The sequence below is a fragment of the Bradyrhizobium sp. CCBAU 53340 genome (assembly GCF_015291645.1).
GTDB lineage: Bacteria > Pseudomonadota > Alphaproteobacteria > Rhizobiales > Xanthobacteraceae > Bradyrhizobium.
In genome coordinates this window covers 2,289,005-2,312,542 of record NZ_CP030055.1, presented here as the reverse complement: position 1 = coordinate 2,312,542, position 23,538 = coordinate 2,289,005, and the positions used below count along the sequence as shown (strand labels likewise).

Sequence of the window (23,538 nt, the reverse complement as noted above, 5' to 3'; positions counted from 1 at the left end):
GACGGGAGGCTGTTCAGCGGGGAATGACGGCGGTGGCCTCGATCTCGACCCGCGCCGCCTTCTCCACCAGCCGCACGACCTGGACCAGCGCCATCGCCGGATAGTGCGCGCCGAAGATGGTGCGGTAGACCTGACCGAGCTCCTTCAGGTTCGCCAGGTATTCGTCCATGTCGACGACGTACCAGGTCAGACGCACCAGGTGCTCGGGCCGCGCACCGGCCTCAGCTAAAATCTCCGCGATGTTGCTCAGGGTCTGGCGCACCTGGGCGACAAAGCCCTCGGCGAGACGCTCCTGTGCATCCCAGCCGATCACGCCGCCTGTGACGACGATCCGCCCTTCGGCGGCCATGCCGTTGGCGTAGCCCTTCGGCATCGGCCAGCCTGAGGGCTGCAGCACCTGCGCTCTCGGGCTGGTGTCATCCTCAGCGGCGGTCGGCAGCACTGCGAGCTGGGGACCTTTCGGCGTTGTCACGGACAATTCTCCATCCTCATCTCATTCTGCCGCGACGCCCGAGGACGCCGCGGCCGCCTGCGCCAATTGGCGCAAGGCAAAGCGTTTCAGCTTTCCGGTCTCGGTCTTTGGCAGCTGGGTCACGAACTCGATCGCGCGCGGATATTTGTACGGTGCGATCTCGCGTTTGACATGCTCTTGCAACTCGGCCGCGAGCCTTGCATCCGGCGTCACGCCGGGCGCGGCAATGACATAGGCTTTCACGATCATCCCGCGCGCCTCGTCCGGGGCACCGACGACGCCGCATTCGGCAACGGACGGATGTGTGAGCAAAGCCGCTTCCACATCCGTGCCCGCGATATTGTATCCGGATGACACGATCATGTCGTCGGAGCGCGACTGGTACCAGAAGTAGCCGTCGCTATCCATCAGATAGGTGTCGCCGGTGATGTTCCAGCCGTTCTGGACGTATTTGCGCTGCCGCTCGTCTGCTAGATAGCGACACCCGGTCGGCCCTCGCACCGCGAGCTTCCCCATCGTGCCGGCTGGCACATCGTTGCCGTCATCGTCTACGATCTTCGCCTCATAGCCGGGCACGGGTTTTCCGGTCGCGCCGGGGCGAATTTCCTCCTCGGTCGCGCTGATGAAGATGTGCAGCAGCTCTGTCGAGCCAATCCCGTCCATCAGCTTGAGGCCGGTAGCCTTCAGCCAGGCATCGAATGTCGGCTTGGGCAGCGTCTCGCCTGCGGAGACGCACTTTCGCAGCGAAGAGACGTCGCGGCCCGCCAGCTTGCCGATCATGGCGCGATATGCAGTCGGCGCTGTGAAGCAAACTGTGGTCTTGTATTGCTCGATCGCCGCCAGCATGTCATCGGGCGTCGTTTTCTCGAGAACTACGAAAGAGGCACCGATATGCATCGGAAACAGCACGCCGCCGAAGCCGAAGGTGAAAGCGAGCGGCGCGGAACCGATGAAACGGTCGCTCTGTTCTGCCCGCAGGATGTTGCGTGCGTAACCGTCGCACACCGCCAGCATGTCCCGGTGGAAATGCATGGTGCCCTTGGGATCCCCGGTCGTGCCGGAGGTGAATGCGATCAGGCAAATGTCATCGGATGCGGTATCGACTGCTGTAAATTCAGGGCTGGCATCCGCAAGCATGGCCTCGAGCGAGTCGGCAGCTCCGTTACCCCAATAGACCACGTGCTTGAGACCGGGCACAGCCAGCTTGGCCTTCTCCATCTCATCGGAGAGCTTTCCGTCGCAGAGCGCGAGCGTGATCTCCGCTTTCTGGATCGGATAGGACAGCTCCTTGGCTCGCAGCAATGGCATTGTCGCCACGCAGATGCCGCCGGCTTTGATCACGGCGAGATAGGTCGCAACCATCATCGGGCTGTTGGCGGAGCGCAGCAGCACGCGCTCGCCGGTCACCAGGCCGAGCTTGCCGACCAGCACGTTGGCGATACGATTCACCAGCGCCTGCAGTTCGCGATAGGTGTAGCTGACGGCGGGACTGATGACGCAGGGCGCGTCGCCGTGCCCCTGCTCGACCCAGCGGTCGAGGAAATAGCTGACGCAGTTCAATCGCGGCGGATACTGCAACTCCGGCCGCGTGAAGATGAACTCCGGCCAGAGCTCGGACGGCGGCAGATGCTGCCGCGCGAACTTATCGACATGGGCGGTCGCAACGCTTGTGTCATGCGAGCCCGAGACTTGAACCTTGGCGGCGTTGGCCATCGCACGCTCCTTTGCGCATGGAAAGCACCCGGCAGCACTCATAGGAAAACATTTTAGGCTTAAAACAATTTAGCGCAATAGCGGATTTTGGGCATCCCATGCATTTTCGTGCGGCAAAATGGGATTGGCGGGCCCGTCAGCCCGCATTCAGGGCCGGCGACGCGCGGCCGATTTCTGCGCCGACGCCTTGGTCTTGGCCAGAAGCCGCATCAGCTCACGCACATCCTTCGGCGTCAGGTCAGCAAAGAGATCCGCGATCCAGGTCTCGTGCTCCGCAGCCATCCTGCGGAATTCGGCGCGTCCAAGCTTTGTGAGGCGGATCACCTGGACGCGACGGTCGGTCTCCGAGGTGCGACGGTCGAGATGGCCCGATTCCACGAGGCGCTCGACGAGGCCGGTGACGTTGCCGTTGGACACCATCATGCGCTTGGAGACATCCGACAGCGTCATGCCGTCGGGCGCCTTGTCGAGCTGCGCCATGAGGTCGAAGCGAGGCAGCGTGACGTCGAAACGCTGCCGCAGGCGGCCGCGAACCTCCCCCTCGATCAGAGTGGTGCAGGTCAGCAGGCGCAGCCACAGCCGAAGCTCATCGGCGTGGTCCTCCGGCGTTTCGACAGCCTTGGTCTCGGAATCGAGCATCTCGATGCAGTCACTACGGCTGGCATTGGCGCCGGCACGGATTCCCCAACGTTTTGAGCTTCAAATAAATCCGGGCCGGCCGCAAGCCCAAAGCTGCAACAATCGACCGCAGGCAAGTTTCTTTAGGCTTCAAATAATTGGCGCGCGGCTTGCATGCGACGCTGCCCGCCAGATGGCAGCGCCTGACCTTGGCTTGCAGCGAGCGCCGTCATCGGCATAAGCTCGTATCGCAGGACGCGGCTTGCAGCGCGAGCCTTGACGTCATGGGGGGGGTAGATCATGAAGACGAAATTGACCTTGGCTGCGGCCGTCTTGCTGCTCGGCACCACGATGAGCCCTGCCCTTGCTGAGGAGAAGATCAAGCTGGGCGTGATCGTGACCCTGTCGGGGCCAGCCGCCGCGCTCGGCCAGCAGGTTCGCGACGGCTTCGCGCTCGCTGTGAAAGATCTCGGCAGCAAGTTGGGAGGCCGCGATGTCGAAGTGGTCGTTGTCGACGACGAGCTGAAGCCCGACGCGGCCGTGACCAAGGTCAAGGGCCTGCTTGAGCGCGACAAGGTCGATTTTGTTGTCGGGCCGATCTTCTCCAACATCCTTCAGGCGATCCACCGACCGGTCACGGAATCGAAGACCTTCCTAATTAGCCCCAACGCCGGCCCGTCAACGTTTGCCGGCAAGGAATGCAGCCCGTTCTTCTATGTGACGTCGTATCAGAACGACCAGGTCCACGAGATCCTTGGCAAAGTGGCGCAGGATCGCGGCTACAAGCGGATGTACCTGATGGTGCCGAACTATCAAGCCGGCAAGGACTCCGTTGCGGGCTTCAAGCTCGACTACAAAGGCGAGATCGTCGAAGAATCCTACATGCCGCTTAACACGTTGGACTTCCAGCCGGAGCTGTCCAAGATTTCGTCGCTGAAGCCCGATGCGCTGTTCACGTTCATGCCTGGCGGCCTCGGCGTCAATCTCGTCAAGCAATACAAGCAGGCAGGCCTTGCCGACGGCATTCCGGTGCTTTCGGCTTTCACGGTGGATGAATCGACCCTGCCGGCGCAACAGGATGCGGCCGTCGGCATGTTCGGCGGCGCGAACTGGGCGCCCAATCTGGACAATCCCCAGAACAAGAAGTTCGTCGCCGGCTATGAGGCCGCCTACAACAGCGTGCCCGGCACCTACGCGATGCAGGCGTATGATGCAGCGATGCTGATCGACAGCGCGGTCAAGGCCGTGAAGGGCGACCTCTCCAACAAGGATGCTGTTGCTGCTGCCCTGAAGAAAGCCGACTTCACGTCGCTGCGCGGATCGTTCAAGTTCAACACCAATGGTTATCCAATTCAGGATTTTTACCTGACCAAGGTCGCCAAGCGGCCGGACGGCAAATTCCAGACCGAGATCGTCCAGAAGGTCTTTGAGAACTATGGCGACCGCTACGCCAAAGACTGCAAGGCGAACTGAGACCGCGGGTCGCGTTTAGGGAGAACTGCAATGAAGAGCGAAATCACCGGCATCACGCGGGCCAATGAGGGCATCCAGGGCATTTCCTGGAACATCCTCGGCCAGACCTATGTGCCGAAGAGCTGCGCCGAAAACAGCTTCTCATGGCACGCGACATTGCCGCCGGGGACGTTCGTGCCGCCGCACATCCATCCGGACCAGGATGAGTATCTCTACATGCTGGAGGGCAAGCTCGACTTCGTGCTCGGCAATTCGGAGGCGCAGGCAACGCCGGGCGATCTGATCAGGCTCGGCATGGGCGTGCCGCACGGCATCTTCAACAAGTCGGAGCAGACCGCAAAGGTGCTGTTCTGGGTGTCGCCGACCAAAAAGCTGTTCGACCTGTTCTGGGGCCTTCACAACATGAAGGAACAAAAGCCGGAGGATGTCGTGGCGATGGCCGCCGAGTTCAACATCCACTTCCTGCCGCCGCCTCCTGGCGCCGGCTAGCAGTTGCTTAAGCGCGCACCGCCGCGAGTCCTGGCACCGCAGCGAAGCCGGCCTTGGTGGCGTAGCCACGTACGATGGCTTCACGCTGGGAATAGCTCAATACGTTGTCGACATTGTCGAAGCCGTCGGGCGCCAGCTGCTCGACGGCATCGATGACGCCTTCGGGTCCGCCACGACGGTTGGAGCGGACGATATCCGCGGTCATCGGCAGCCGCTTCTTCTCGTATTCCATCAGCGCCTGTCGCGGATGCTCGGCGCGCACCAGCGCGTCGGCAAGACATCGCGCATCGAGGATAGCCTGCGAGGCGCCATTGGATCCCACCGGATACATGGGATGCGCGGCATCGCCGAGCAGCGTGACGCGACCGGACGACCAATAGGGCAAGGGATCGCGGTCGCAGGTCGGATATTCGTAGAATTCGGGCGTTGCCGAGATCAGGCTCTTCACATCGATGTAGGGCACTGAAAAACGTGCGACATGCGGCATCAGCTCCTCGCGCCGGCCTGGCCGCGACCAGTCCTCTTTCCGCGGCGGCGGAGCGTTGCCCTCACCCACTTTCACCAGAACCGCCCAGTTGGTCAGACGGCTCGCGGAGCTCGATCCTTCCGCGATCGGATAGACCACCACCTTGGCATTGAGACCACCAGCGACGATCATGGATTTGCCGGTGAGGAACAGCGGCCAGTCGCGCGCACCGCGCCACAGCATCAGGCCGTTCCAGCACGGCGGCCCTTCGTTCGGGAACAGCGTGTCGCGCACGCGCGAATGAATGCCGTCGGCGCCGATCAGGATATCGCCGCGCGCGGTGTGGATATGCGCGCCAGCACGATCGAAGAAGTAGGCTGTGACGCCGCCCTCATCCTGCGTGAAGGCGCCGAGCCTGCAGCCGGTGTGGATCGCCTCCGCCCCGAGCCGCTCCTCGACGGCGCGATGGATGACGCCCTGAAGCCGGCCGCGATGGATCGAGAATTGCGGCACGTCATGGCCAGCGTCCACGCCACGAGCTTCGCGCCAGACCTCCTGGCCGTGGCGGTTGAGGTAATAGAGCTGGTCGGTTCGGATTGCGACGTCGTCGAGCTTTTGCAGCAGACCAAGGCTGGCTAGCTCGCGCATGGCGTGTGGCAGCGTGTTGATGCCGACGCCGAGCTCGCGGATCGTATCGGACTGTTCGAAGACCTCGCAGCCGATGCCGCGGGCCCGCAGCATCAAAGCCGTGGTGAGACCACCAATACCGCCACCGACGATAATCGCCTTCATCGCCCTAACTCCACTCGATACGCAGGCAACGGAGTTAACGTCGCACGGGCGGTCACTCCGCCGCAAGCGGCTTTGTCGCCTCCGCCTTGAGCTCGGCCCGGGTCTTGGGCTTAGCCTTAATTCTCAGCTCCTCGAGATCCTGCCGATCGCGGACGCTGTTGCGGAAAATCTGCTCCTTTCCGGGCAGATATTGCGGCGGGCAGAACGCGTCGTCCGCCCCGTACCAGGCCGCCGCCTTCATGGTGAAGAACGGATCGACCAGATGCGGCCGCCCGAGCGCGACCAGATCCGCCCTGCCAGCGGCCAAAATGGTATTGGCCTGGTCCGCTGTCGTGATGTTGCCGACGCACATGGTCGCCACCCGCGCCTCGTTGCGGACCTGATCGGAAAATGGCGTCTGGAACATGCGGCCATAGACCGGCTGCGCATCGCGGACCGTTTGCCCGGTGGAGACGTCGACGAGATCGACACCCGCCTCGGCAAAGGCGCGCGCAATGGCAACCGCATCGTCACCGGTAATGCCGCCGTCAGCCCAGTCGGTCGCGGAAATGCGCACCGACATCGGCTTGTGCTTCGGCCACACGGCGCGCAGGGCCTCAAAAATCTCGAGCGGGAAGCGCAGGCGGTTTTCGAGCGGGCCGCCATATCCGTCTGTACGGGTATTGGTCAGCGGCGAGATGAAGCTCGCGAGCAGGTAGCCGTGGGCGCAGTGCAATTCGAGCATGTCGAAGCCGCAGCGCTCGCCGCGCTCGGCCGCAGCGACGAAGGAGTTCCGTACTGCATTCATGCCGGCCCGATCGAGCTCGCGCGGCACCTGGCTATCAGGGAAATAGGGCAGCGGCGATGCTGAGACCACGTCCCAGCGGCCCTGCTCCAGCGGACGGTCGATGCCATCCCACATCAGCTTGGTCGCGCCCTTGCGGCCGGCGTGCCCGAGTTGCAGGCAGATTTTCGCGGCGGAGTTGCCGTGAACGAAATCCACGATGCGCCGCCACGACGCTTCCTGCTCATCATTCCACAGGCCAGCGCAGCCGGGCGTAATCCGCGCGTCGCGGCTGACGCACGTCATCTCTGTAAAGATCAGGCCGGCACCGCCGATGGCGCGCGAGCCGTAGTGCACGAGGTGGAAATCACCGGGAACGCCCTCCTTCGCCGAGTACATACACATCGGCGACATCACGGCGCGGTTCGCGATCTCCATCTCACGAAGCCGGAAAGGCTGGAACAGCGGTACCATCGGCTTGTCGGTGTCGACATCGAAGCCGTTGCTGCGCACTTGTTTGGCGAATGACTTCTCGACTTCGGCAACGAAATCGGGCGCGCGGAGTTTTAGATTGTCGTAGGTGATCGCCTTCGAACGCGTCATCACACCGAACGCGAACTGCACGGGATCGAAACCCCAGAAGCGGTCGACGTGCTCGAACCAGACCAGCGAGACGTCGGCGGCATGCTGGGTCTTCTCGACCTCCTCGCGGCGGCCGTGCTCGTAGACATCCAGCGCCGCCTTGATGTCGGGCGCCTTCGCCATTGCATCAGCCAGCGCGATCGCATCTTCCATCGCAAGCTTGGTGCCGGAGCCGATCGAAAAGTGTGCGCTCGCCTTGGCGTCGCCGAGCAGGACCATATTGTCCTTGACCCAGCGCTTGCTGCGGATCATCGGAAAATTGCGCCACATCGAGCGGTTGGTGAGCAGCTTGTGCCCGTCGAGGAACCAGCCGAAGATCTCGGCCATCCGTGCGGCGGACTGGGTCTCGTTCAGCCCCGTCAGCCCTGCCCGCTCGAACGTCTCCGGATCGGTCTCAAAGATCCAGGTCGAGTGACCCGCCTCATACTGATAGGCGTGGGCGATGAACGGTCCCCACTCAGTCTCCTGGAAGATGAACGTGAAGGCATCGAGCGGCTTGGTCGAGCCCATCCAGGCGAACTTGTTGGCGCGGAGATCGACGTCCGGCTGGAAGTGCTCGGCATATTTCTCGCGGAAACGGCTGTTGACGCCATCGGCGAGCAGAATGAGATCAGCGTCGGCAAAACGCGACTCGTCGTCGATATCCACTTCGAAATGCAGGCTGACGCCCAGTTCGCGCGCTCGCTCCTGAAGGATCAGGAGCAGTTTCTGCCGCGAGCAGCCGCAAAAGCCGTTGCCGCCGACCCGGTGCACCGTGTCGCGAAAATGCACGGCGATGTCGTCCCAGTAGGCGAACTCCTGGGTGATGCGGCGATAGCTCGGAAGATCGTGCTTCTCGAAATTGTCCAGCGTGGCGTCCGAGAACACCACGCCAAAGCCGAACGTATCGTCGGCGCGGTTGCGCTCGTACACGGTGATGTCGGCGCTCGGACGCTGCTTCTTGAGCAGGATCGCTGCGTAGAGACCCGCAGGTCCACCACCGATGATCGCGACTTTCATGGGAGCCTCGCCAATTCACCCGGCCATAAAACTATTTTAAGCCTAAAATAATTTCTGGCAAGTCCCCGTTTCCGCGATGGCGGCCAAAAGCCGTCGCTCAATCGCCCCTGAAGACCGGCTTGACCTTGTTGGCGAAGGCGTGAAAAGCGCGTTCGAAATCGGCCGTCGTCATGCACAGGGCTTGGGCAACGGCCTCCGCCTCGATCGCTTCCTCCACCGACATCGCCCATTCCATGGCCAACATTCGCTTGGTCATGGTGTTGCCGAACGTCGGCCCTTCCGCGATCTGCTTGGCGAGCAATTGTGCCTGGGCCAACACCTGCTCCGGCGCGACGATACGGCTGAAGAACCCCCAGCGCTCCCCCTCTTCCGCGGTCATGAACCGGCCTGTGTACAGAAGCTCGGAAGCGCGAGACTGGCCGATGATCCGCGGCAGGATGGCGCAGGCGCCCATGTCGCAGCCGGCAAGCCCCACCTTGTTGAACAGGAACGCCACCTTGGCGCCGCTCGCGGCGAGCCGCATGTCGGATGCCATGGCGACGATTGCGCCGGCACCGGCGCAGATGCCATCGACCGCGGCCACGATCGGCTGCGGACAGGCGCGCATGGCCTTGACGAGGTCGCCGGTCATTCGCGTGAACGCCGTCAGGCCCTTGGTGTCCATCTTCACCAGCGGGCCGATGATCTCGAACACGTCGCCGCCAGACGAGAAATTGCCGCCGGCACCGGTGACGACGATCGACTTGACCGCGTCGTCGAATGCGCAGGCGCGGAAGAAGTCCGTCAGTTCGCGATAGCTTTCGAAGGTCAGCGGATTCTTTCGCTCCGGACGGTTGAGCGTTACGGTGGCAACGCCATCGACGACGGCCAGCAGGAAATGCTGCGGCGAATAGTCCGCCAGCGGCACCGTGACGGGATTGGCTGGTCTGCTCATGCGATCTCCTTGGCTTCCTTGTTCCGCGCCTGTGTTACGCTAGATCTCGCCACCGGCGACGGCAATTGCCTGCCCGGTGATCGCGCTGGCGTGCTCGCTGCACAACCACAGCACGGCATTTGCCACTTCCTGTGGCGTGATCAGGCGCCCCTGTGGATTGTGCTTTGCGAGTTCGGCGATCGCCTGCTCGCGGGTGCGCCCGGTCCTTTTCATGATATTGTCGATGCTGCCGGCGACGAGATCCGTGTCGGTGAAGCCGGGACACACCGCATTCACGGTCACGCTACTGCCGGCCATTTCCAGAGCGAGCGAGCGCACGAGACCGACCACGGCGTGCTTGGCCGCTGTGTACGCGCTCACATAGGCATAACCCTTGAGCCCGGCTGTCGACGCAATCGCGACGATACGGCCGTAAGGGCGATCCTTCATCCCCGGCAACACTGCGCTGATGGCATGGACGACGCCCATGAAGTTAACGTCCATCATGCGCGCAAAAAGGGCACTGTCCGATTTCGCAAAGGGCGCGGATTCGGCACTGCCGGCGTTGGCGATCAGGATATCGATCGGCTTCCGCGCATGCGCAGCTGCAATGGCTGTCTTTACAGCGGTCTCGTCCGAAACGTCAGCAATTGCCGCAAAATGCGCGGCCCCCGCGTTGACCGCTTCGTCGAGGACAGCGGCATTCCGGCCCAGCACTGTCACAGTGGCACCAGCGCCTACGAGAGCAGCGGCAATCGCGCGGCCGATGCCGCGACCGCCACCGGTCACCAGCGCATGCGGCGAATGCGGCAATCCGGACATGCTCTTGCTCCCTCAAGATTTGCTGATCGTCCGTTCGATATATTTTAACCTTCAAATTTTTGCAACGAAAGCGCCGATCGATAGCGCATACCGCTACGCGGGCCGACCGGCCCGAAAATTGCTTTAAGTATAAAATTATCTCTTTCCATCGCCCACAGGCCTGTTAGCATCACCTGACCGAGCCGAAGGATGTCGCGTGTCGCAGCCTGCGCCAATGATAACAAGGGATGGTCGCTTCGCCTACGAAGCCGCGGGCGATGAGGGCGCGACGCCTCTGATTTTCCTGCATGGCATCGGTGGCGCTGCGCGGGCCTGGCGGCAGCAGCTTGCGACATTTGGCGACCGCTTCCGCGCAATCGCATGGGACATGCCCGGTTACGGCGGATCGGCGCCACTCGCAAGCGTCAGCATCGCGGCCCTGGCCGATGCACTCCAGCAATTTATCGTGCAGATTGGCGCGGAGAAGCCCATCCTGGTCGGTCATTCAATCGGCGGCATGATCGTCCAAAAATGGCTGGTGCAATCGCCGAAATCGGCGCGCGCGGTTGTCCTGGCACAGACCAGCCCCGCCTTCGGCAAGGCCGAAGGCGACTGGCAGAAATCATTCATCGCCGCGCGGCTGGGCCCGCTCGACCGCGGCGAGACCATGAAGTCGCTGGCACCGTCCCTCGTGAAAGAGCTCGTCGGTGACGCTCCTGATCCCAGGGGGATGGAGCTTGCCCGCGAGTGCATGGCAAACGTGCCGGAGGCGAGCTATCGCGCCATGATGTTGGCATTGATTGGCTTTGACCAGCGCGGCACGCTCAAAGACATATCGGTCCCAACGCTGCTGCTGTCCGGTTCCAAGGACAACAATGCCCCCGCGCCGATGATGGCGAAGACCGCCACCTACATCCCTTCGGTCGAATATGTCGAACTGCCCGGCGTCGGCCATCTCGCCAACCTTGAACGGCCGGATGTCTTCGACAAGGCGCTCGGCGGGTTCATCGATCCTTTTGCCGCAAACCACGGGTGACTGCGCAATGACCATGCAAGTCAGCAAGACAATCGGCGCGAGCGACAAGGTCGCGCTGGATGCGCCGATCTTCGATCCCGTGGCGTTCCGCCTGAGCGACGAACAGGCCGGGATCATCGCGCGGGCACGCGAGATCGGCCAGAGCGTGTTCGCCGGCCGCGCCGCCGCCTACGACCGCGAGGCGATCTTCCCGACCGAGAACTATCGCGATCTGCATCGCGTCGGCCTGCTTGGCATCGCGGTGCCCAAGAAGCACGGCGGGCTCGGAGCCAATTATCAGACCTATGCCCTGGCGGCCGCGGAGATCGGCCGCTATTGCGGTGCGACTGCCCTCACCTGGAACATGCATGTTTGCTCGACGCTGTGGTCGGGGCCTTTGGCCGATGACCTCGACATGGATCCGGAGACCCGCGCAGAGCACGAAAAGCGGCGCGCCATCCACTACAAGCGTATTGTCGAGGACGGCGCGATCTACTCTCAGCCTTTCTCCGAGGGCGGCGCAGCAGCAGCCGGCGGCGTCGCCTTCGGCACGGAAGCGAAGCCTGTCGAAGGTGGCTGGGTCGTCAATGGCAAGAAGATCTTTGCATCACTTTCCGGCCATGCCGATTATTACGGCGTGCTCTGCACCGAGATTGAGCAAGGCGAGAAGGCCTCACGCCGCAATACGCTTTATCTCGCGATATCGGCGAAGTCGCAGGGCGTTTCCGTCGTCGGCGATTGGGATCCGCTCGGCATGCGCGGCACGGTCTCGCGAACGCTGCTGTTCAAGGACGTTTTCGTGCCGGAGGATTCCGCGCTGATGCCACGCGGCGTCTATTTTCAGGCCGCGATGCGCTGGCCGCACATGTTCCTGACGCTGTCGCCGACCTATATGGGCCTCGCCCAAGCGTCTTACGACTTCACCGTTCGTTATCTGCGCGGTGAGGTCCCCGGCATGCCGCCGGTGAAGCGCCGGATGTACCCGACCAAGCAGATTGCAGTCGCGCAAATGCAGATCAAGCTGGAGCAGATCAAGGGGATCTGGTTCCAGGCCGTCACGGAGGCGCGCGCCAACCCGAGCAAGGAGCAGGTGCTGCGCGCCTACGCCGCACAATATTCGGTGATGGAAGGCGCCAATGAGCTCGCTGCGCTCGCGATCCGCACCTGCGGTGGTCAGGCCATGCTCCGCTCGCTCCCACTGGAGCGCATCTATCGCGACAGCCGCTGCGGCTCGCTGATGCTACCCTGGACAGCCGAGCTCTGCCTCGACCGGATCGGCCGCGAGGCGCTTTACGAGGCCGGCGAAACGGACGACTAACGGTGGATCTTTGTAGTCTGATCGATCGCAACGCGGCGTTTGCGCCGGGCAAGACAGCCATTGCTTTCGAGGGCCAACGGCTGAGCTATGCAGCGTTCGCCGATCGCATCGAACGGACGGCGACAGCCTTGAAACAAGAGCTCGGAATTGGCCGCGGTGACCGCGTCGCGATCCTGAGCCTAAATCGGCCGGACTATCTGGTCCTGCTCTACGCATGTGCGCGGCTCGGCGCGATACTGGTGCCGCTGAACTGGCGGCTGGCAGTCGCCGAGCAGCTCTTCATCCTCACCGATGCCGGAGCCAAGCTGCTGGTGCTCGAGCAGGCATTTGAGGGCGTTATTCCCGAGCTTGCGCGGGGGACTGCCGTCATCGGCCTCGATTTCGCGCCGCCAGGTGGCACGACGTTCGAAAGCTTGTTGACGCGCGGCGCCGGGAGCAGCAGCCAAGATCCCCACGCCGATCTCTCCTGCCCGCTGCTCATCGTCTACACATCGGGGACGACGGGACGACCGAAGGGCGCGGTGCTGCGCCAGGAAGCTCTGTTCTGGAACGGCGTCATGAGCCAGCACATGCACAACATGACGTCGGACGATCATGTGCTGACCGTATTGCCATTCTTCCATGTCGGTGGCCTCAATATCCAGACGACTGCGGCGCTCCAATTGGGTGCGACCGTCACAATCCACGCTCGCTTCACGCCGGACACAGCGCTTGCAGCCATCGAACGGGATCGGCCAACGCTGACGGTCATGGTGCCGGCGATCATCCAGGCCACTAGCGAGCACCCTGCCTGGGCCACGACCGATCTCTCGTCGCTGAAAGCGGTCGCGACCGGCTCGACCATCGTGCCGCCTCACCTGATCGAGCGCTTCGTCACGCGCGGCGTGCCAGTGCTCCAGGTTTACGGCTCGACGGAGACCTGCCCCATCGCAATCTACACCCGCCTCGGCGGCGACCTGTCGCGCACGGGATCAACCGGACTCGCTGGCCTTTGCTGCGAAGCGAAGGTGATCGATCAGGCCGGCGCCGAGGTGCCTGCGGGCACGCCCGGCGAAATCGCGGTGCGCGGACCGAACGTATTCTTTGAATATTGGGGCAATACGGACGCCACGTGCGACGCGTTGCACGACGGCTGGTATCGCACCGGCGACATCGGCCTGTGCGACGCCGACGGCTATTTCTGGGTCCGCGACCGCAAGAAGAACATGATCATTTCCGGCGGAGAGAACGTCTATCCCGCCGAGGTCGAGCGGGTCCTGCTCGAACACCCTGATGTCAGCGAATGCGCTGTGATCGGAAGGCCGGATCCGCGCTGGGACGAGGTCCCCATCGCTTATGTCATCCGGCGGTCCGGCTGCCGCCTCGAAGCGGATGAGCTGAGAGCGCACGTGCAGGCCCAGCTCGCCCGTTACAAGGTTCCACGCGACATCGTCTTCGTTGCCGACCTGCCGCGCACGGCGCTTGGCAAAGTCCAGCATTTCCTGCTGAAACAGCTCGATGCGCAGTCGCGGGCGCAGGGAGAGGCAATGTGAAGATCGCGGTTCTGGGTGGCGGAAACGGCTCTTTCGCGGCCGCAGGCGATTTTGCCCTGTCGGGACATGAGGTCCGCCTGTGGCGCCGTGACGCCGAGCAGGTCGAGGTACATCGTGCCGCGGGATCTCGCATCCTGGTGAAGGACCACAATGGCCGCCACGACGTGAAGCTGGCGCTGGTGACCACCGATATCGCAAAAGCCGTCAGCGGCGCTGAGCTCATCGTGTGCCCCGCCCCCGCCTTCGCGCAGCAGGATATCGCCCGGCTCCTTGCGCCACACCTCCGTGACGGCCAGGTGGTGTTCCTGCCACCAGCGACATTCGGCTCGATGATCTTCGCGCAGGCCGCGCGCGACGCCGGCAATCGCGCCAAAGCGAGCTTCGCCGAAACCGGTACCCTGCCCTGGCTCACGCGCAAGCACGGACCATTCGAGGTCGCGATCACCATCCGCGCAAAGCGGCTGCCGGTCGGCGTATTTCCACTCGATCAGGCCCCGCATGCGCTTGAGGTCATCGGGCGCGCCTTCCCTGACGTGATCGAGCCATGCGGTGATGCGCTCTCCGGCGCGCTGATGAATGCGGGCTGCATCATTCATCCGCCGCTGATCGTGATGAATGCGGGCCCGATCGAGCATTTTGAACGATGGGACATCCACAAGGAGGGAACACAAGCTGCGATCCGGCGGGTGACCGATGCCCTCGACGCCGAGCGGATCGCCGTGCGCGAGGCGCTGGGATATGGCGCACCGCATTTCCCCCTCGCTCATCATTACGCGAAGGAAGGAGAGATCTGGATGTATGGCCGAGGCTCGCATGACCGGCTGACCGACTCCGGCGACTGGCGCGAGCGCATCGTGCTGACCGAGCACCGCTACATGCGCGAAGATTTGCGGCTTGGCCTATCGCTGCTGGTGTCCGTCGCTGGCCTTGCGGGCGTCGCGACACCGCTGGCCAAGGCGTTCCTGGCCATCGGCGGCGCGATCTGCGGCGAGGATTTTGCGCAAAGCGGCCGAACGCTGGAGACGCTGGGGCTCGGCAAGCTTCACAAGGCCGAATTGCAGACGCTGCTTCGTGAAGGATTCTGATCGATGAGCCGCCGCGCGAACATTGCGTGTCTCGGAGCTGGTCGCATGGGCCGCGGCATCGCCGTCGCTTTTGCCTATGCCGGGCACGCGGTCACAATGATCGACATCAAGGCCCGCTCAGCGGACGATTTCGCCAAGCTGAAATCGGACGCGCTTGACGAGGTCAGGAAGACCTTTGTCAGCCTGTCGAAGCTCGGATTGGTGACCGAGACCGAGGTCGACCCGCTCATCGCGCGAGTTTCAGTGGTGCCGGCCAGCCAAAGTGGCGCCGCTCTGTCAGAAGCCGGAATCGTGTTCGAGGGCGTCCCTGAGGTCGTTGAGCTCAAGCGGGAGGTGCTGGGAGCGGCTTCAAGGCAGGTCGGCCCGGATACGATCCTCGCATCGACCACGTCGACCATCCTTGTCGACGATCTCTCCGGAGCAATTGAAAATCCGCGCCGCTTCCTCAACGTCCACTGGCTCAATCCAGCCTATTTGATCCCGCTGGTCGAGGTTTCGCCCGGCAAAGCCACAGACCCTGCCATTATTGATGAGGTCAAGGCGCTGCTCGAAGGCATCGGCAAGGTGCCAGTGGTCTGCGCCGCGACACCAGGCTTCATCGTTCCGCGCATCCAGGCGCTCGCGATGAACGAAGCGGCGCGGATGGTCGAGGAAGGCGTCGCCAGTGCGGAAGAGATCGACAAGGCGATCCGCTATGGCTTCGGCTTTCGCTATGCGGTGCTTGGGTTGCTTGAGTTCATCGATTGGGGCGGCGGGGATATTCTGTACTACGCCAGCCGCTATCTCGAAGGCGCCCTCGGCAGCGATCGCTATCGCGCTCCCGACGTCATTTCGCGCAACATGCATGAAGGTCGGATCGGCTTGCGCACGGGCGCGGGCTTTCTCGATTATTCGGGCCTCGACGTCGACGCCTATCGCGCGAAGCGACTCCAGGCCATGGTCGACCTGCTCCGGCACTTCGATCTGGCCCGTCCGCCTGTGATCGACCGCAACTAACCGAAGACGTCCTGGAGGACACCTTCTCGAACCACCGCGACACCGTCGAGCTCGATGGTCGTTCCCATCATCGGCAGGTCGAAATGGCCTGCTGTATAGCGACCCGCGAATTCGTTGGCGCCGGTCGAGAACAGGAAGTTACCGGACACGGCGCGGATCTCCGTGCCGTTGGTGTCGCGCTGGTCATACATCGAGAGCGCCTCGTAGCGCGCAGCCGGATTCATGCCGAAACCAACATGTGAGACAGCGTAGGCCTCCCGATCACCCCAGGCCGCGAGATAGGCGCGCATCATCGCGGCGTCCGTGCCCTCGCCTTCCAGTTCGACGACGTAATCGTCCTTCAAGGTCATTTTGACCGGCGACGTCAGGTACCGCTTGAAGGTGAGGTTGATATCGCCAGGCGCCATGACCAGCGTGCCGTTGATCGTCCCGCTCTTTGGAAAGCTCACGACGATGCCGCCCGGCCAATGTGCCAGCGTACCTGGCTTGTCCGTCCAACCCCAGACGCCAACCGTGGAAGCGCCTACCATGTCCACATCGAGAATCGTACCGGCTTTTGAGGTGACCCGCATTCGCTTGGTTCCACGCAGCATCTTCACGGCCGCGCGAACGCGCTTCTCCAGCGCGGGATCCGGCACCATCCGCTCGAGCGCCTCGGGATGCTCGTTGGAGATCACCAGGATGCGCGCGCCGGCCTTCAGGATTTCAGGAGTCTCGACCGCGTGCATCAAGCCCTCGATGGTGCAATCCACCACGAAGCCAGCCTGCTGAAGCGCGCTGATGACAGGCCCCATCTTTTGAATCGCTTCGCTCGCTCCGGTCGAACGGACCGGAACGATGTTCCGATTACGCGGCGTTGGCATCACGACGTGAAACGGCCTCGCTCCCATCCGCAGCAAGGCCAGCTCGGCCAGGTGCACATTCAATGCGCGGGACTGGGTCTCCGAGAGGATTGCCGCGGTATCGCCGGCCTTGACGGCGCAACGTTCAAAGATCTCGCAAAACGCGTCGATCCATTTTGCTTCGATGCGATCAGCCAGCATGGTTCACTCCCGGTCTTCTGGTTTTTTGTTCGTCAGGTCACGCTTCGGGGAAGCCTCGCAAGAGATAAGATCGCACCGCGCCCAACAACGCATTGAGGATCAGCCCAAGCAGCGAGATCGTGATCAGCGGCACGAACATGTCGACTGCCTGGAAAGTCCGGGCTGCAGTCACGAGGGCATGGCCCAGGCCGTCTGTCGACGTGATCATCTCGGCCAGAAACACCACGATGCAGGAAATGACAAGGCCGATTCGGCACCCGGTCAGGATCGACGGCATCGCCGCCGGCAACACGACCTTGAACAGGATTCCATATCGCGGCGTTCCCGCTGCCATGGCCGACCAGACCAGTTTCTGCTCGACGGTTGATGCACCATAATAGGTTGACAGCAAAATCGGGAAGAGTGCGTCCGCCGCCACCAAGGTGATCTTCGATCCGTGGCCGAAACCCAGCAGCAACAGCAGCGCCGGGTAGAGCGCAACCTTCGGCAACGGCGCCAACACGCGCACGATCGGCCGGACCGCGGCATTGATCGAGGGACTTGCGGCAGCCGCGATGCCGATGCTGACGCCGAGGACGACCGCAACGGCGAATCCGGCAAATAGCCGGATCAACGTCGCTGCGATTTCCTGTTGAAACGTCCATGTCACGAGCTGCTGGAGCAGCCGGTTGAAGACGAAGCCCGGCGCCGGCAACAAGACCGCCGGAGCGAAGCCGAACGTCACCAGGGCCTGCCACAGCGCGACCACGAGCACGATTGGCGCGACACCTAAGATGACGTTTGCGGAGAGAGAACGTGACATCATGAGAAGCTCAGCGGCATGTCGAATTGAGGCTCGGACCAGCGTACAAGCCCTGCACGAACCCGCTCGAAAACAGCATCGAGACAGATGCCCATCGCTCCGACGATGATGATCATCGCGTAAACCGTGTCGTACTGCCCCATGTCGAGCGCGTTGAACAGGATGTTCCCTGCCCCCGACTGGCGTGCAATCATCTCGCTTGTAATCATGGTGATTAGTGCCAGCACCAGGCCGGTTCGGCACCCGGTCAGAATTTCCGGGAGCGCGGCCGGGAGCACGATCCGGACCAGACGCTGCAAGGGCGACAGCCCCATCGCCGCGCCCGACCACAGCATCTTCTCCTCGACGGCCTTGGCACCTTCAAAACTGTGATAGATCACCGGCAGGCTGACACCGAGAAAGATCACGAGAACCTTAGTAGCTTCGCCAACGCCGAGCCACAGCATGATGATCGGCATCAGAGCTGCCTTCGGAACAGGATAGATCACCATCAAGAGTGGATTGAAAAAGGATGCGACGGCCCGACTACGGCCCATCAGCAGGCCTAGTGGAATCGAAACCAGCACGGCGATGCCGAACCCGATCGCCATGCGGCGGAGCGAGGCCAGGATGTTGATCAGAGATTCCTTGTCACCCAGGATGTCCGGAATCGCGCGGATAGCCTCGAGCGCCGTCGGAAAGCTGTCGTTCTTCAACCCGAGCGACGCAATCTGCCACGCCGTCAGCAGCCCAATGCAAGCTAGCACCGGCGCGGCCCGTCTCGTGAAGGCAGCCGGCGAGATCATAAGAGTGAACCGGCTTGGTCGCTTTCATCGAACATGCGCTCGATGTCGACGACGTATTTCTGGTAGCGCGCATCAAGCAACAGCTCGCTGCGGCGCCGCGGCCGGGGCAGATCGATTTCGATGACTTCCCTGATGCGGCCGGGAGACTTGGACATCATCACGACCTTGTCCGAGAGGAAGACAGCTTCATCGACCGAGTGGGTGACGAACAGCACCGTCTTGCGATCACGCTCCCAGATATTCAGGAGATCGTTCTGGAGACGCGTCCGGGTATGGGCGTCGAGCGCGCCGAACGGCTCATCCATCAACAGGACTTCGGGGTGGTAGGCCAGCGTCCGCGCCAGCGCAACGCGCTGCTTCATACCGCCCGACAACTCCTTCGGGTAGAAGCTCTCGTAGCCCTTGAGCCCGACCATCTCGATCAACGCGCGGCTCTGCGCTTCTGCCTCGGTAGCGCTTACCCCCTGCTGGCGTGGGCCATACATCACATTGCCCAGTACGGTCTTCCAGGGAAACAGCGCGAACTCCTGGAATACCGGCCCGCGATCCGGCCCCGGCCCCGTGATGGCCTGCCCTTTCATTTTCGCCGCGCCGCTGGTTGGGCTGACGAAACCACCGACGATATAAAGTAGCGTCGACTTGCCACAGCCGGAGGGACCAAGGATGGAGACGAACGCCCCCTCCTCGATCGTCAAGGAGATCTCAGAGAGAGCCAAATGATCCTTGCGCGCCGAGGTCTGGAAGACCTGCGAGACGCGGTCGATCTCGATGATCGCAGAAGCCGGCTTTTGTGACGTCACCGGATTCACCCAGTCGCCCGATCTTGAAGGCACTACCTTCATCCCGTCTCTCGCTTCACCCACGTGCAGACGCCATGCAACCGATCTGCTGAACGTCCTCCATCAGCCGCCCGAACTTAGCAAGAAGCCTGCCAAACCAATCGTCATTTTCGCTCGCGCGATGCCTTAATCGAACCACGGCCACTCCGCTGGCCCCTCATGGGTAACGGCTCCGCCCGGCGCCTGACCGACCAGACGCGCATATTTTGCGAGCGCACCAGCGCGATGACGCGGCCGGCGCTGTTTCCAATCGCATCGTCGCGCCGCGAGTTCCTGTTCATCGACCAGCAGATCCATGCGACGGCCAGCGGCATCAATCCGGATCTTGTCGCCGTCGCGAACGAGCGCCAGCGGGCCGCCAACGAACGCCTCCGGAGATACGTAGCCGATGCACATGCCCCGCGTAGCACCTGAGAACCGGCCATCCGTGATCAGGGCCACCTTCTCGCCCATGCCCTGCCCGTAAATCAGCGCCGTGACGCCAAGCATCTCGCGCATGCCGGGCCCGCCCACCGGACCTTCATTGCGGATCACCAGGACCTCACCGGCCTTGTAGCTGCGATCGCGAACCGCCGCGACACAAGCCTCTTCATCCTCGAACACGCGCGCGACGCCCTCGAAAACCAGACTCTTCAAACCCGCCACCTTGATCACCGCTCCGTCAGGGCAAAGATTGCCCTTCAGCACGGCGACACCGCCATCGGGCATGATTGGCGCGCGGGCCGCGTAGACGACCTCGCCGTCGGGCGTGTTGGCCGCGCCATATTCCTCAGCAAGCATGCGCCCCGTAATGGTCAGGCAGCTGCCATCGATATGCCCACTCTGGATCAACTCGCGGATCACCACGGCCGCACCGCCGATGTTGTAGACATCTTTCGCCGTGTACTTGCCTCCTGGCCGCAAGTTTCCGATCAGCGGCGTCCTGGCAAAGACCTCGCCGACATCGTCGATCGTGAAGGCGATGCCGGCCTCGTTCGCCATCGCCGGCAGATGCAGCGCGGCATTGGTCGAACCGCCCGTCGCGGCAACGATTGCCGCTCCGTTTTCCAGAGATTTTCGCGTCACGATGTCGCGCGGCAGCGGCCCACCGCGCTGCAACATGTCCATGATCAACCGTCCGGCGCGGCGCGAGATCTGCGCGCGCTCGGCATAGACGCCAGGCACCATCGACACGTTGGGAATGGTCAGGCCCATAGCTTCCGACACCATTCCCATGGTGTTCGCGGTGAACTGACCAGCGCAGGCGCCGATGGTCGGCAGGCAGGCGCGCTCGATCCGCTCGAGCGTCGCAGCGTCGATCTCCCCGGTCATGAAGCTCCCGACCGCTTCATAGGAGTCGAGCACCGTCAGCGTTCGTCCATCCACGCGACCCGGTAGTGAGCTGCCGCCATAGATGAAGATCGACGGTATGTTGCAACGAACCATGCCCATCATCACGCCTGGGAGCGTCTTGTCGCATCCGCCGTATCCGATCAGCGCGTCGTAAGCGAGGCCATGGACGACAGCCTCGATCGAGTCGGCAATCAGTTCGCGCGAGAACAGGGAGAATTTCATCCCCTCGTGATTCATGCTGATGCCGTCGGACACCGAGACGGTCGAGAATTCGCGCGGCGTTCCGCCGGCTTCCTCAATCCCGGTCTTGGCCGCAGCCACCTGGAAATCATGGGTCATATTGCAGGGCGTTTGCTCGCCCTTCATGCTGACGATGCCCACCATCGGCCTGGCAATGGCCGCGTCGTCCAGCCCCATCGCGCGCATGAAGGCGCGGTGCGGCGCCCGGTCGAGCCCGTCCGTGGTGATCCGTGATCGCAACTTCTTCATGCTTGCATCATCTCGATGCAGTCTCCTGCACGTGGCGGGACACTGCGACTTCGTTCATCTTGCTAACCGCTCTATCGCTTATTGCAGCGGCGCGACGATGGTCGGATGCTTGAACTGCGCGACATCCAGTTTCGGCAGCATTCCCGTGTCCGCATAAATGTCCAGCATCTTCTGGATCGCAGGGAAGTTCGGTGCAGCACCGGGATCGCGGCCGAAATCGTTATCTTTGAGCAGATAGGTCTCGAGCACCGGAATGGGCGCCTTCAGGACTTCGTTGACCACCTTCAAGGTCTCTTCCCGGTTCGCGAGCGCCTTCTTCATGCCCGATGTAATGTCGCGAACATAGGTCTTGACCAACTCCGGATTCTTGTCGACGAAATCGGCGCGGCAGGCTTCCAGGATGTGCACGATGTTCGGCATGGCCTGCGACAGTGAGAACAGCTTTCTCATACCACCCTTCGCCTCTGCTCGAGCCGCAAACGGCTGGTTCATGTTGACCGCATCGACCCGCCCCTGGCGCAGCGCATCTTCGGAGACGGCAAAGCCGACCTCGACGAGCTTGATGTCCTTGGCCGGATCGACACCATTCTGCTTCAGCAGCAGGTTGAACGGGCCTTGCGTGCCGCCGCCGATCACGGAAATGCCGACCGTCTTGCCCTTCAGATCTGCAATCGTCTTGATCGGCGAGTCATCCATGACCGCCCAGTAGACCGAGAAGCCACCGGGCTTCTCGAAGACGTGCTGCGCCACGATGTAGGCCTTGAGATTGCCACCGACGACGCCGTTGGCAAGCGAGAGCGGCGCCTGCGTGGCGCAATCCAGAGCGCCGGCGGCCAAGGCCTGCGTCATCGGCGCGGTGCCTTGAAACTGGGTCCATTCGATATTGTAGGTCTTGCCAATATCGGGGAATTCGGCCGGCCTACGCATCATCCAGTATTTGGATTCCTCAGCCGGGATGGTCCAGCCTACGCGGATCGTCTGCTGCGCCCTTAAGGGGCCTGTGCCCGCAATTACGGCTGCTACAGCGCCAATTGCCAGCATCCACTTCGAAACTGCCCGCATCGTGCCCACTCCGTTGCTCCGGCGCCAACCGACGCCATCCAGCCCGACTGGCCCAAATGTTTCATGGTTCAAACAATCAGGCAAGCCATGCAGCCCGGCTGGTTTCGCTGCGGGAGGCGTTATGTATGGTGCAGCGGTGGTCGCACGCCGCCAGCGCCGCGGCAAAAGGAGGCAACCTATGGCTGATGCGAGCAAGGCAAACCCGCAAGGCGTCGAGAGGCTCGGCTATCTCGGTCTTGGATTGATGGGCACGCCTATGGCCCGACGCCTGCTCGAGGCAGGCTACCACGTCAGCGTCTGGAACCGTTCGGAGGGTAAGGCGGCCCCGCTCGTCGAGGCCGGTGCCAGGTGCGCAGGCACGCCTCGTGACCTCCTGATGAACACGGGCATCGTCTTCATGTGCGTGACGGATGCCGCTGCCGTTGAAGAGGTCGTCTTCGGACCTGAGGGCCTTGCAACGGCTCCCGGCGCGGGCAAGCTGGTGGTCGATTTCTCGTCGATCCACCCTGACGCCGCGCGCGAGCTTGCGGCAAGATTGAAAGGTGCGAACGGAGCGGGTTGGATCGATGCGCCGGTGTCCGGCGGCACCAAGGGTGCCGAGGAAGGTACGCTCGCCATCATGGCCGGCGGAGCGGCCGCCGATATCGAGAGGGTGCGGCCCTACGTGCTGGCGATGGCGCGCAGGCTCACCCACATGGGCCCGACCGGTGCGGGCCAAACCACCAAGCTTTGCAACCAGGTGATCGTCGGATGCGCGATGGCCGTGCTCGCGGAAGCAACGCGCCTTGCTTCGAATGCAGGAATTGACGCGAGCCGGCTGCCCGAAGCACTCGCCGGCGGCTTTGCGGATTCGATCCCGCTCCAGCTCTTCGTACCTCGGATGGTCCAGGGTATTCACTCTCCGCCACTCGGCCACATCTCGACGATGCTGAAGGACCTCGATACGGTCGCAGATGTCGCCCAGGCGACATCAACACCAGTGCCGATGGCGACGCTGGCCGGACAGATCTTCAGATTGGCCAGGGCTGCGCGCGGAGCGGATGCGGACGCTTTGGAAATCTACAAGCTCTCGGCCATGAACCGCTGAACCAACAAGCGT

General features: G+C 62.7%; 21 protein-coding genes. 8 read left to right on the top strand and 13 right to left on the bottom strand.

Going from position 1 to position 23,538, the window contains the following annotated elements:
- Window positions 1-13: 13 nt before the first annotated feature.
- The 3 genes from XH89_RS10885 to XH89_RS10875 all read right to left on the bottom strand — a co-directional run bounded on the left by XH89_RS10885 (window position 14) and on the right by XH89_RS10875 (window position 2,824).
- Complete coding sequence (locus XH89_RS10885) at window positions 14-472, bottom strand: RidA family protein (RefSeq protein WP_371825205.1); 459 nt, start codon at window positions 470-472, stop codon at window positions 14-16.
- 21 nt (window positions 473-493) lie between these two features.
- Window positions 494-2,185, bottom strand: coding sequence for a benzoate-CoA ligase family protein (locus tag XH89_RS10880; RefSeq protein WP_194467059.1), 1,692 nt, complete (start codon window positions 2,183-2,185; stop codon window positions 494-496).
- Between the two features lie 147 nt (window positions 2,186-2,332).
- Window positions 2,333-2,824: a MarR family winged helix-turn-helix transcriptional regulator gene (locus XH89_RS10875; protein ID WP_128969231.1), complete on the bottom strand. Its 492-nt coding sequence runs from the start codon at window positions 2,822-2,824 to the stop codon at window positions 2,333-2,335.
- A 279-nt stretch (window positions 2,825-3,103) separates the two neighbouring features.
- Between XH89_RS10875 and XH89_RS10870 the strand changes: the two genes are divergently transcribed.
- Entirely contained in the window at window positions 3,104-4,276 is a 1,173-nt protein-coding gene (locus XH89_RS10870; RefSeq protein ID WP_194467058.1) for an ABC transporter substrate-binding protein, read from the top strand.
- Between the two features lie 30 nt (window positions 4,277-4,306).
- Window positions 4,307-4,765: a cupin domain-containing protein gene (locus XH89_RS10865; RefSeq protein WP_194467057.1), complete on the top strand. Its 459-nt coding sequence runs from the start codon at window positions 4,307-4,309 to the stop codon at window positions 4,763-4,765.
- Window positions 4,766-4,772: 7 nt separating this feature from the next.
- Here XH89_RS10865 and XH89_RS10860 read toward each other — a convergent pair whose 3' ends face one another.
- From XH89_RS10860 to XH89_RS10845, 4 genes are all read right to left on the bottom strand, one after another.
- Entirely contained in the window at window positions 4,773-6,023 is a 1,251-nt protein-coding gene (locus XH89_RS10860) for a flavin-dependent oxidoreductase (protein ID WP_194467056.1), read from the bottom strand.
- 52 nt (window positions 6,024-6,075) lie between these two features.
- Window positions 6,076-8,427: a bifunctional salicylyl-CoA 5-hydroxylase/oxidoreductase gene (locus XH89_RS10855; RefSeq protein ID WP_194467055.1), complete on the bottom strand. Its 2,352-nt coding sequence runs from the start codon at window positions 8,425-8,427 to the stop codon at window positions 6,076-6,078.
- A 97-nt stretch (window positions 8,428-8,524) separates the two neighbouring features.
- Window positions 8,525-9,361, bottom strand: coding sequence for an enoyl-CoA hydratase family protein (locus tag XH89_RS10850; protein ID WP_194467054.1), 837 nt, complete (start codon window positions 9,359-9,361; stop codon window positions 8,525-8,527).
- A gap of 39 nt (window positions 9,362-9,400) precedes the next feature.
- On the bottom strand, window positions 9,401-10,162 hold the full coding sequence (locus XH89_RS10845) for an SDR family NAD(P)-dependent oxidoreductase (protein WP_194467053.1): 762 nt from the start codon (window positions 10,160-10,162) through the stop codon (window positions 9,401-9,403).
- A 196-nt stretch (window positions 10,163-10,358) separates the two neighbouring features.
- Between XH89_RS10845 and XH89_RS10840 the strand changes: the two genes are divergently transcribed.
- The 5 genes from XH89_RS10840 to XH89_RS10820 are packed head-to-tail and all read left to right on the top strand — an operon-like array spanning window position 10,359 to window position 16,087.
- A complete protein-coding gene (locus XH89_RS10840) occupies window positions 10,359-11,177 on the top strand; it encodes an alpha/beta fold hydrolase (protein WP_194467052.1) in 819 nt (272 codons plus the stop codon).
- Window positions 11,178-11,184: 7 nt separating this feature from the next.
- The gene (locus XH89_RS10835) at window positions 11,185-12,474 is read left to right on the top strand and encodes an acyl-CoA dehydrogenase family protein (RefSeq protein ID WP_194467051.1); all 1,290 of its coding nucleotides are present in this window, start codon (window positions 11,185-11,187) and stop codon (window positions 12,472-12,474) included.
- A gap of 2 nt (window positions 12,475-12,476) precedes the next feature.
- Entirely contained in the window at window positions 12,477-14,006 is a 1,530-nt protein-coding gene (locus XH89_RS10830; protein ID WP_194467050.1) for a class I adenylate-forming enzyme family protein, read from the top strand.
- Window positions 14,003-15,091: an NAD/NADP-dependent octopine/nopaline dehydrogenase family protein gene (locus tag XH89_RS10825; protein ID WP_194467049.1), complete on the top strand. Its 1,089-nt coding sequence runs from the start codon at window positions 14,003-14,005 to the stop codon at window positions 15,089-15,091. The genes XH89_RS10830 and XH89_RS10825 overlap by 4 nt, the downstream gene beginning before the upstream one ends.
- 3 nt (window positions 15,092-15,094) lie before the next feature.
- Entirely contained in the window at window positions 15,095-16,087 is a 993-nt protein-coding gene (locus XH89_RS10820) for a 3-hydroxybutyryl-CoA dehydrogenase (protein WP_194467048.1), read from the top strand.
- On the opposite strand, the gene XH89_RS10815 is transcribed toward XH89_RS10820, so the two are convergent.
- From XH89_RS10815 to XH89_RS10790, 6 genes are all read right to left on the bottom strand, one after another.
- On the bottom strand, window positions 16,084-17,130 hold the full coding sequence (locus XH89_RS10815; protein ID WP_194467047.1) for a peptidase M29: 1,047 nt from the start codon (window positions 17,128-17,130) through the stop codon (window positions 16,084-16,086). The two genes, XH89_RS10820 and XH89_RS10815, sit on opposite strands and share 4 nt — an antisense overlap.
- Before the next feature lie 37 nt (window positions 17,131-17,167).
- Window positions 17,168-17,935 carry an ABC transporter permease gene (locus XH89_RS10810; protein ID WP_194467046.1) on the bottom strand — a complete coding sequence of 256 codons (768 nt, stop codon included), beginning with the start codon at window positions 17,933-17,935 and terminating at the stop codon, window positions 17,168-17,170.
- Window positions 17,932-18,717, bottom strand: a complete 786-nt coding sequence (locus XH89_RS10805; RefSeq protein WP_194467045.1) for an ABC transporter permease — start codon at window positions 18,715-18,717, stop codon at window positions 17,932-17,934. The genes XH89_RS10810 and XH89_RS10805 overlap by 4 nt, the downstream gene beginning before the upstream one ends.
- Window positions 18,714-19,559 (bottom strand): ABC transporter ATP-binding protein, encoded by an 846-nt coding sequence (locus XH89_RS10800; RefSeq protein ID WP_194467044.1) that lies wholly within the window; start codon window positions 19,557-19,559, stop codon window positions 18,714-18,716. The genes XH89_RS10805 and XH89_RS10800 overlap by 4 nt, the downstream gene beginning before the upstream one ends.
- Window positions 19,560-19,682: 123 nt before the next feature.
- Entirely contained in the window at window positions 19,683-21,377 is a 1,695-nt protein-coding gene (ilvD, locus tag XH89_RS10795) for a dihydroxy-acid dehydratase (RefSeq protein WP_194467043.1), read from the bottom strand.
- Window positions 21,378-21,455: 78 nt separating this feature from the next.
- Window positions 21,456-22,439, bottom strand: a complete 984-nt coding sequence (locus tag XH89_RS10790; RefSeq protein ID WP_194467042.1) for an ABC transporter substrate-binding protein — start codon at window positions 22,437-22,439, stop codon at window positions 21,456-21,458.
- A gap of 178 nt (window positions 22,440-22,617) precedes the next feature.
- On the opposite strand from XH89_RS10790, the gene XH89_RS10785 reads away from it, so the two are divergent.
- Window positions 22,618-23,526: an NAD(P)-dependent oxidoreductase gene (locus tag XH89_RS10785; RefSeq protein WP_194467041.1), complete on the top strand. Its 909-nt coding sequence runs from the start codon at window positions 22,618-22,620 to the stop codon at window positions 23,524-23,526.
- Window positions 23,527-23,538 lie beyond the last annotated feature (12 nt).

Coding starts and splice junctions, on each gene's coding strand:
- XH89_RS10820 (WP_194467048.1), top strand. CDS start 15,095: ATGAGCCGCCGCGCGAACATTGCGTGTCTCGGAGCTGGTCGCATGGGC.
- XH89_RS10785 (WP_194467041.1), top strand. CDS start 22,618: ATGGCTGATGCGAGCAAGGCAAACCCGCAAGGCGTCGAGAGGCTCGGC.
- XH89_RS10870 (WP_194467058.1), top strand. CDS start 3,104: ATGAAGACGAAATTGACCTTGGCTGCGGCCGTCTTGCTGCTCGGCACC.
- XH89_RS10845 (WP_194467053.1), bottom strand. CDS start 10,162: ATGTCCGGATTGCCGCATTCGCCGCATGCGCTGGTGACCGGTGGCGGT.
- XH89_RS10790 (WP_194467042.1), bottom strand. CDS start 22,439: ATGCGGGCAGTTTCGAAGTGGATGCTGGCAATTGGCGCTGTAGCAGCC.
- ilvD (WP_194467043.1), bottom strand. CDS start 21,377: ATGAAGAAGTTGCGATCACGGATCACCACGGACGGGCTCGACCGGGCG.
- XH89_RS10875 (WP_128969231.1), bottom strand. CDS start 2,824: ATGCTCGATTCCGAGACCAAGGCTGTCGAAACGCCGGAGGACCACGCC.
- XH89_RS10800 (WP_194467044.1), bottom strand. CDS start 19,559: ATGAAGGTAGTGCCTTCAAGATCGGGCGACTGGGTGAATCCGGTGACG.
- XH89_RS10810 (WP_194467046.1), bottom strand. CDS start 17,935: ATGATGTCACGTTCTCTCTCCGCAAACGTCATCTTAGGTGTCGCGCCA.
- XH89_RS10805 (WP_194467045.1), bottom strand. CDS start 18,717: ATGATCTCGCCGGCTGCCTTCACGAGACGGGCCGCGCCGGTGCTAGCT.
- XH89_RS10835 (WP_194467051.1), top strand. CDS start 11,185: ATGACCATGCAAGTCAGCAAGACAATCGGCGCGAGCGACAAGGTCGCG.
- XH89_RS10855 (WP_194467055.1), bottom strand. CDS start 8,427: ATGAAAGTCGCGATCATCGGTGGTGGACCTGCGGGTCTCTACGCAGCG.
- XH89_RS10860 (WP_194467056.1), bottom strand. CDS start 6,023: ATGAAGGCGATTATCGTCGGTGGCGGTATTGGTGGTCTCACCACGGCT.
- XH89_RS10815 (WP_194467047.1), bottom strand. CDS start 17,130: ATGCTGGCTGATCGCATCGAAGCAAAATGGATCGACGCGTTTTGCGAG.
- XH89_RS10865 (WP_194467057.1), top strand. CDS start 4,307: ATGAAGAGCGAAATCACCGGCATCACGCGGGCCAATGAGGGCATCCAG.
- XH89_RS10880 (WP_194467059.1), bottom strand. CDS start 2,185: ATGGCCAACGCCGCCAAGGTTCAAGTCTCGGGCTCGCATGACACAAGC.
- XH89_RS10850 (WP_194467054.1), bottom strand. CDS start 9,361: ATGAGCAGACCAGCCAATCCCGTCACGGTGCCGCTGGCGGACTATTCG.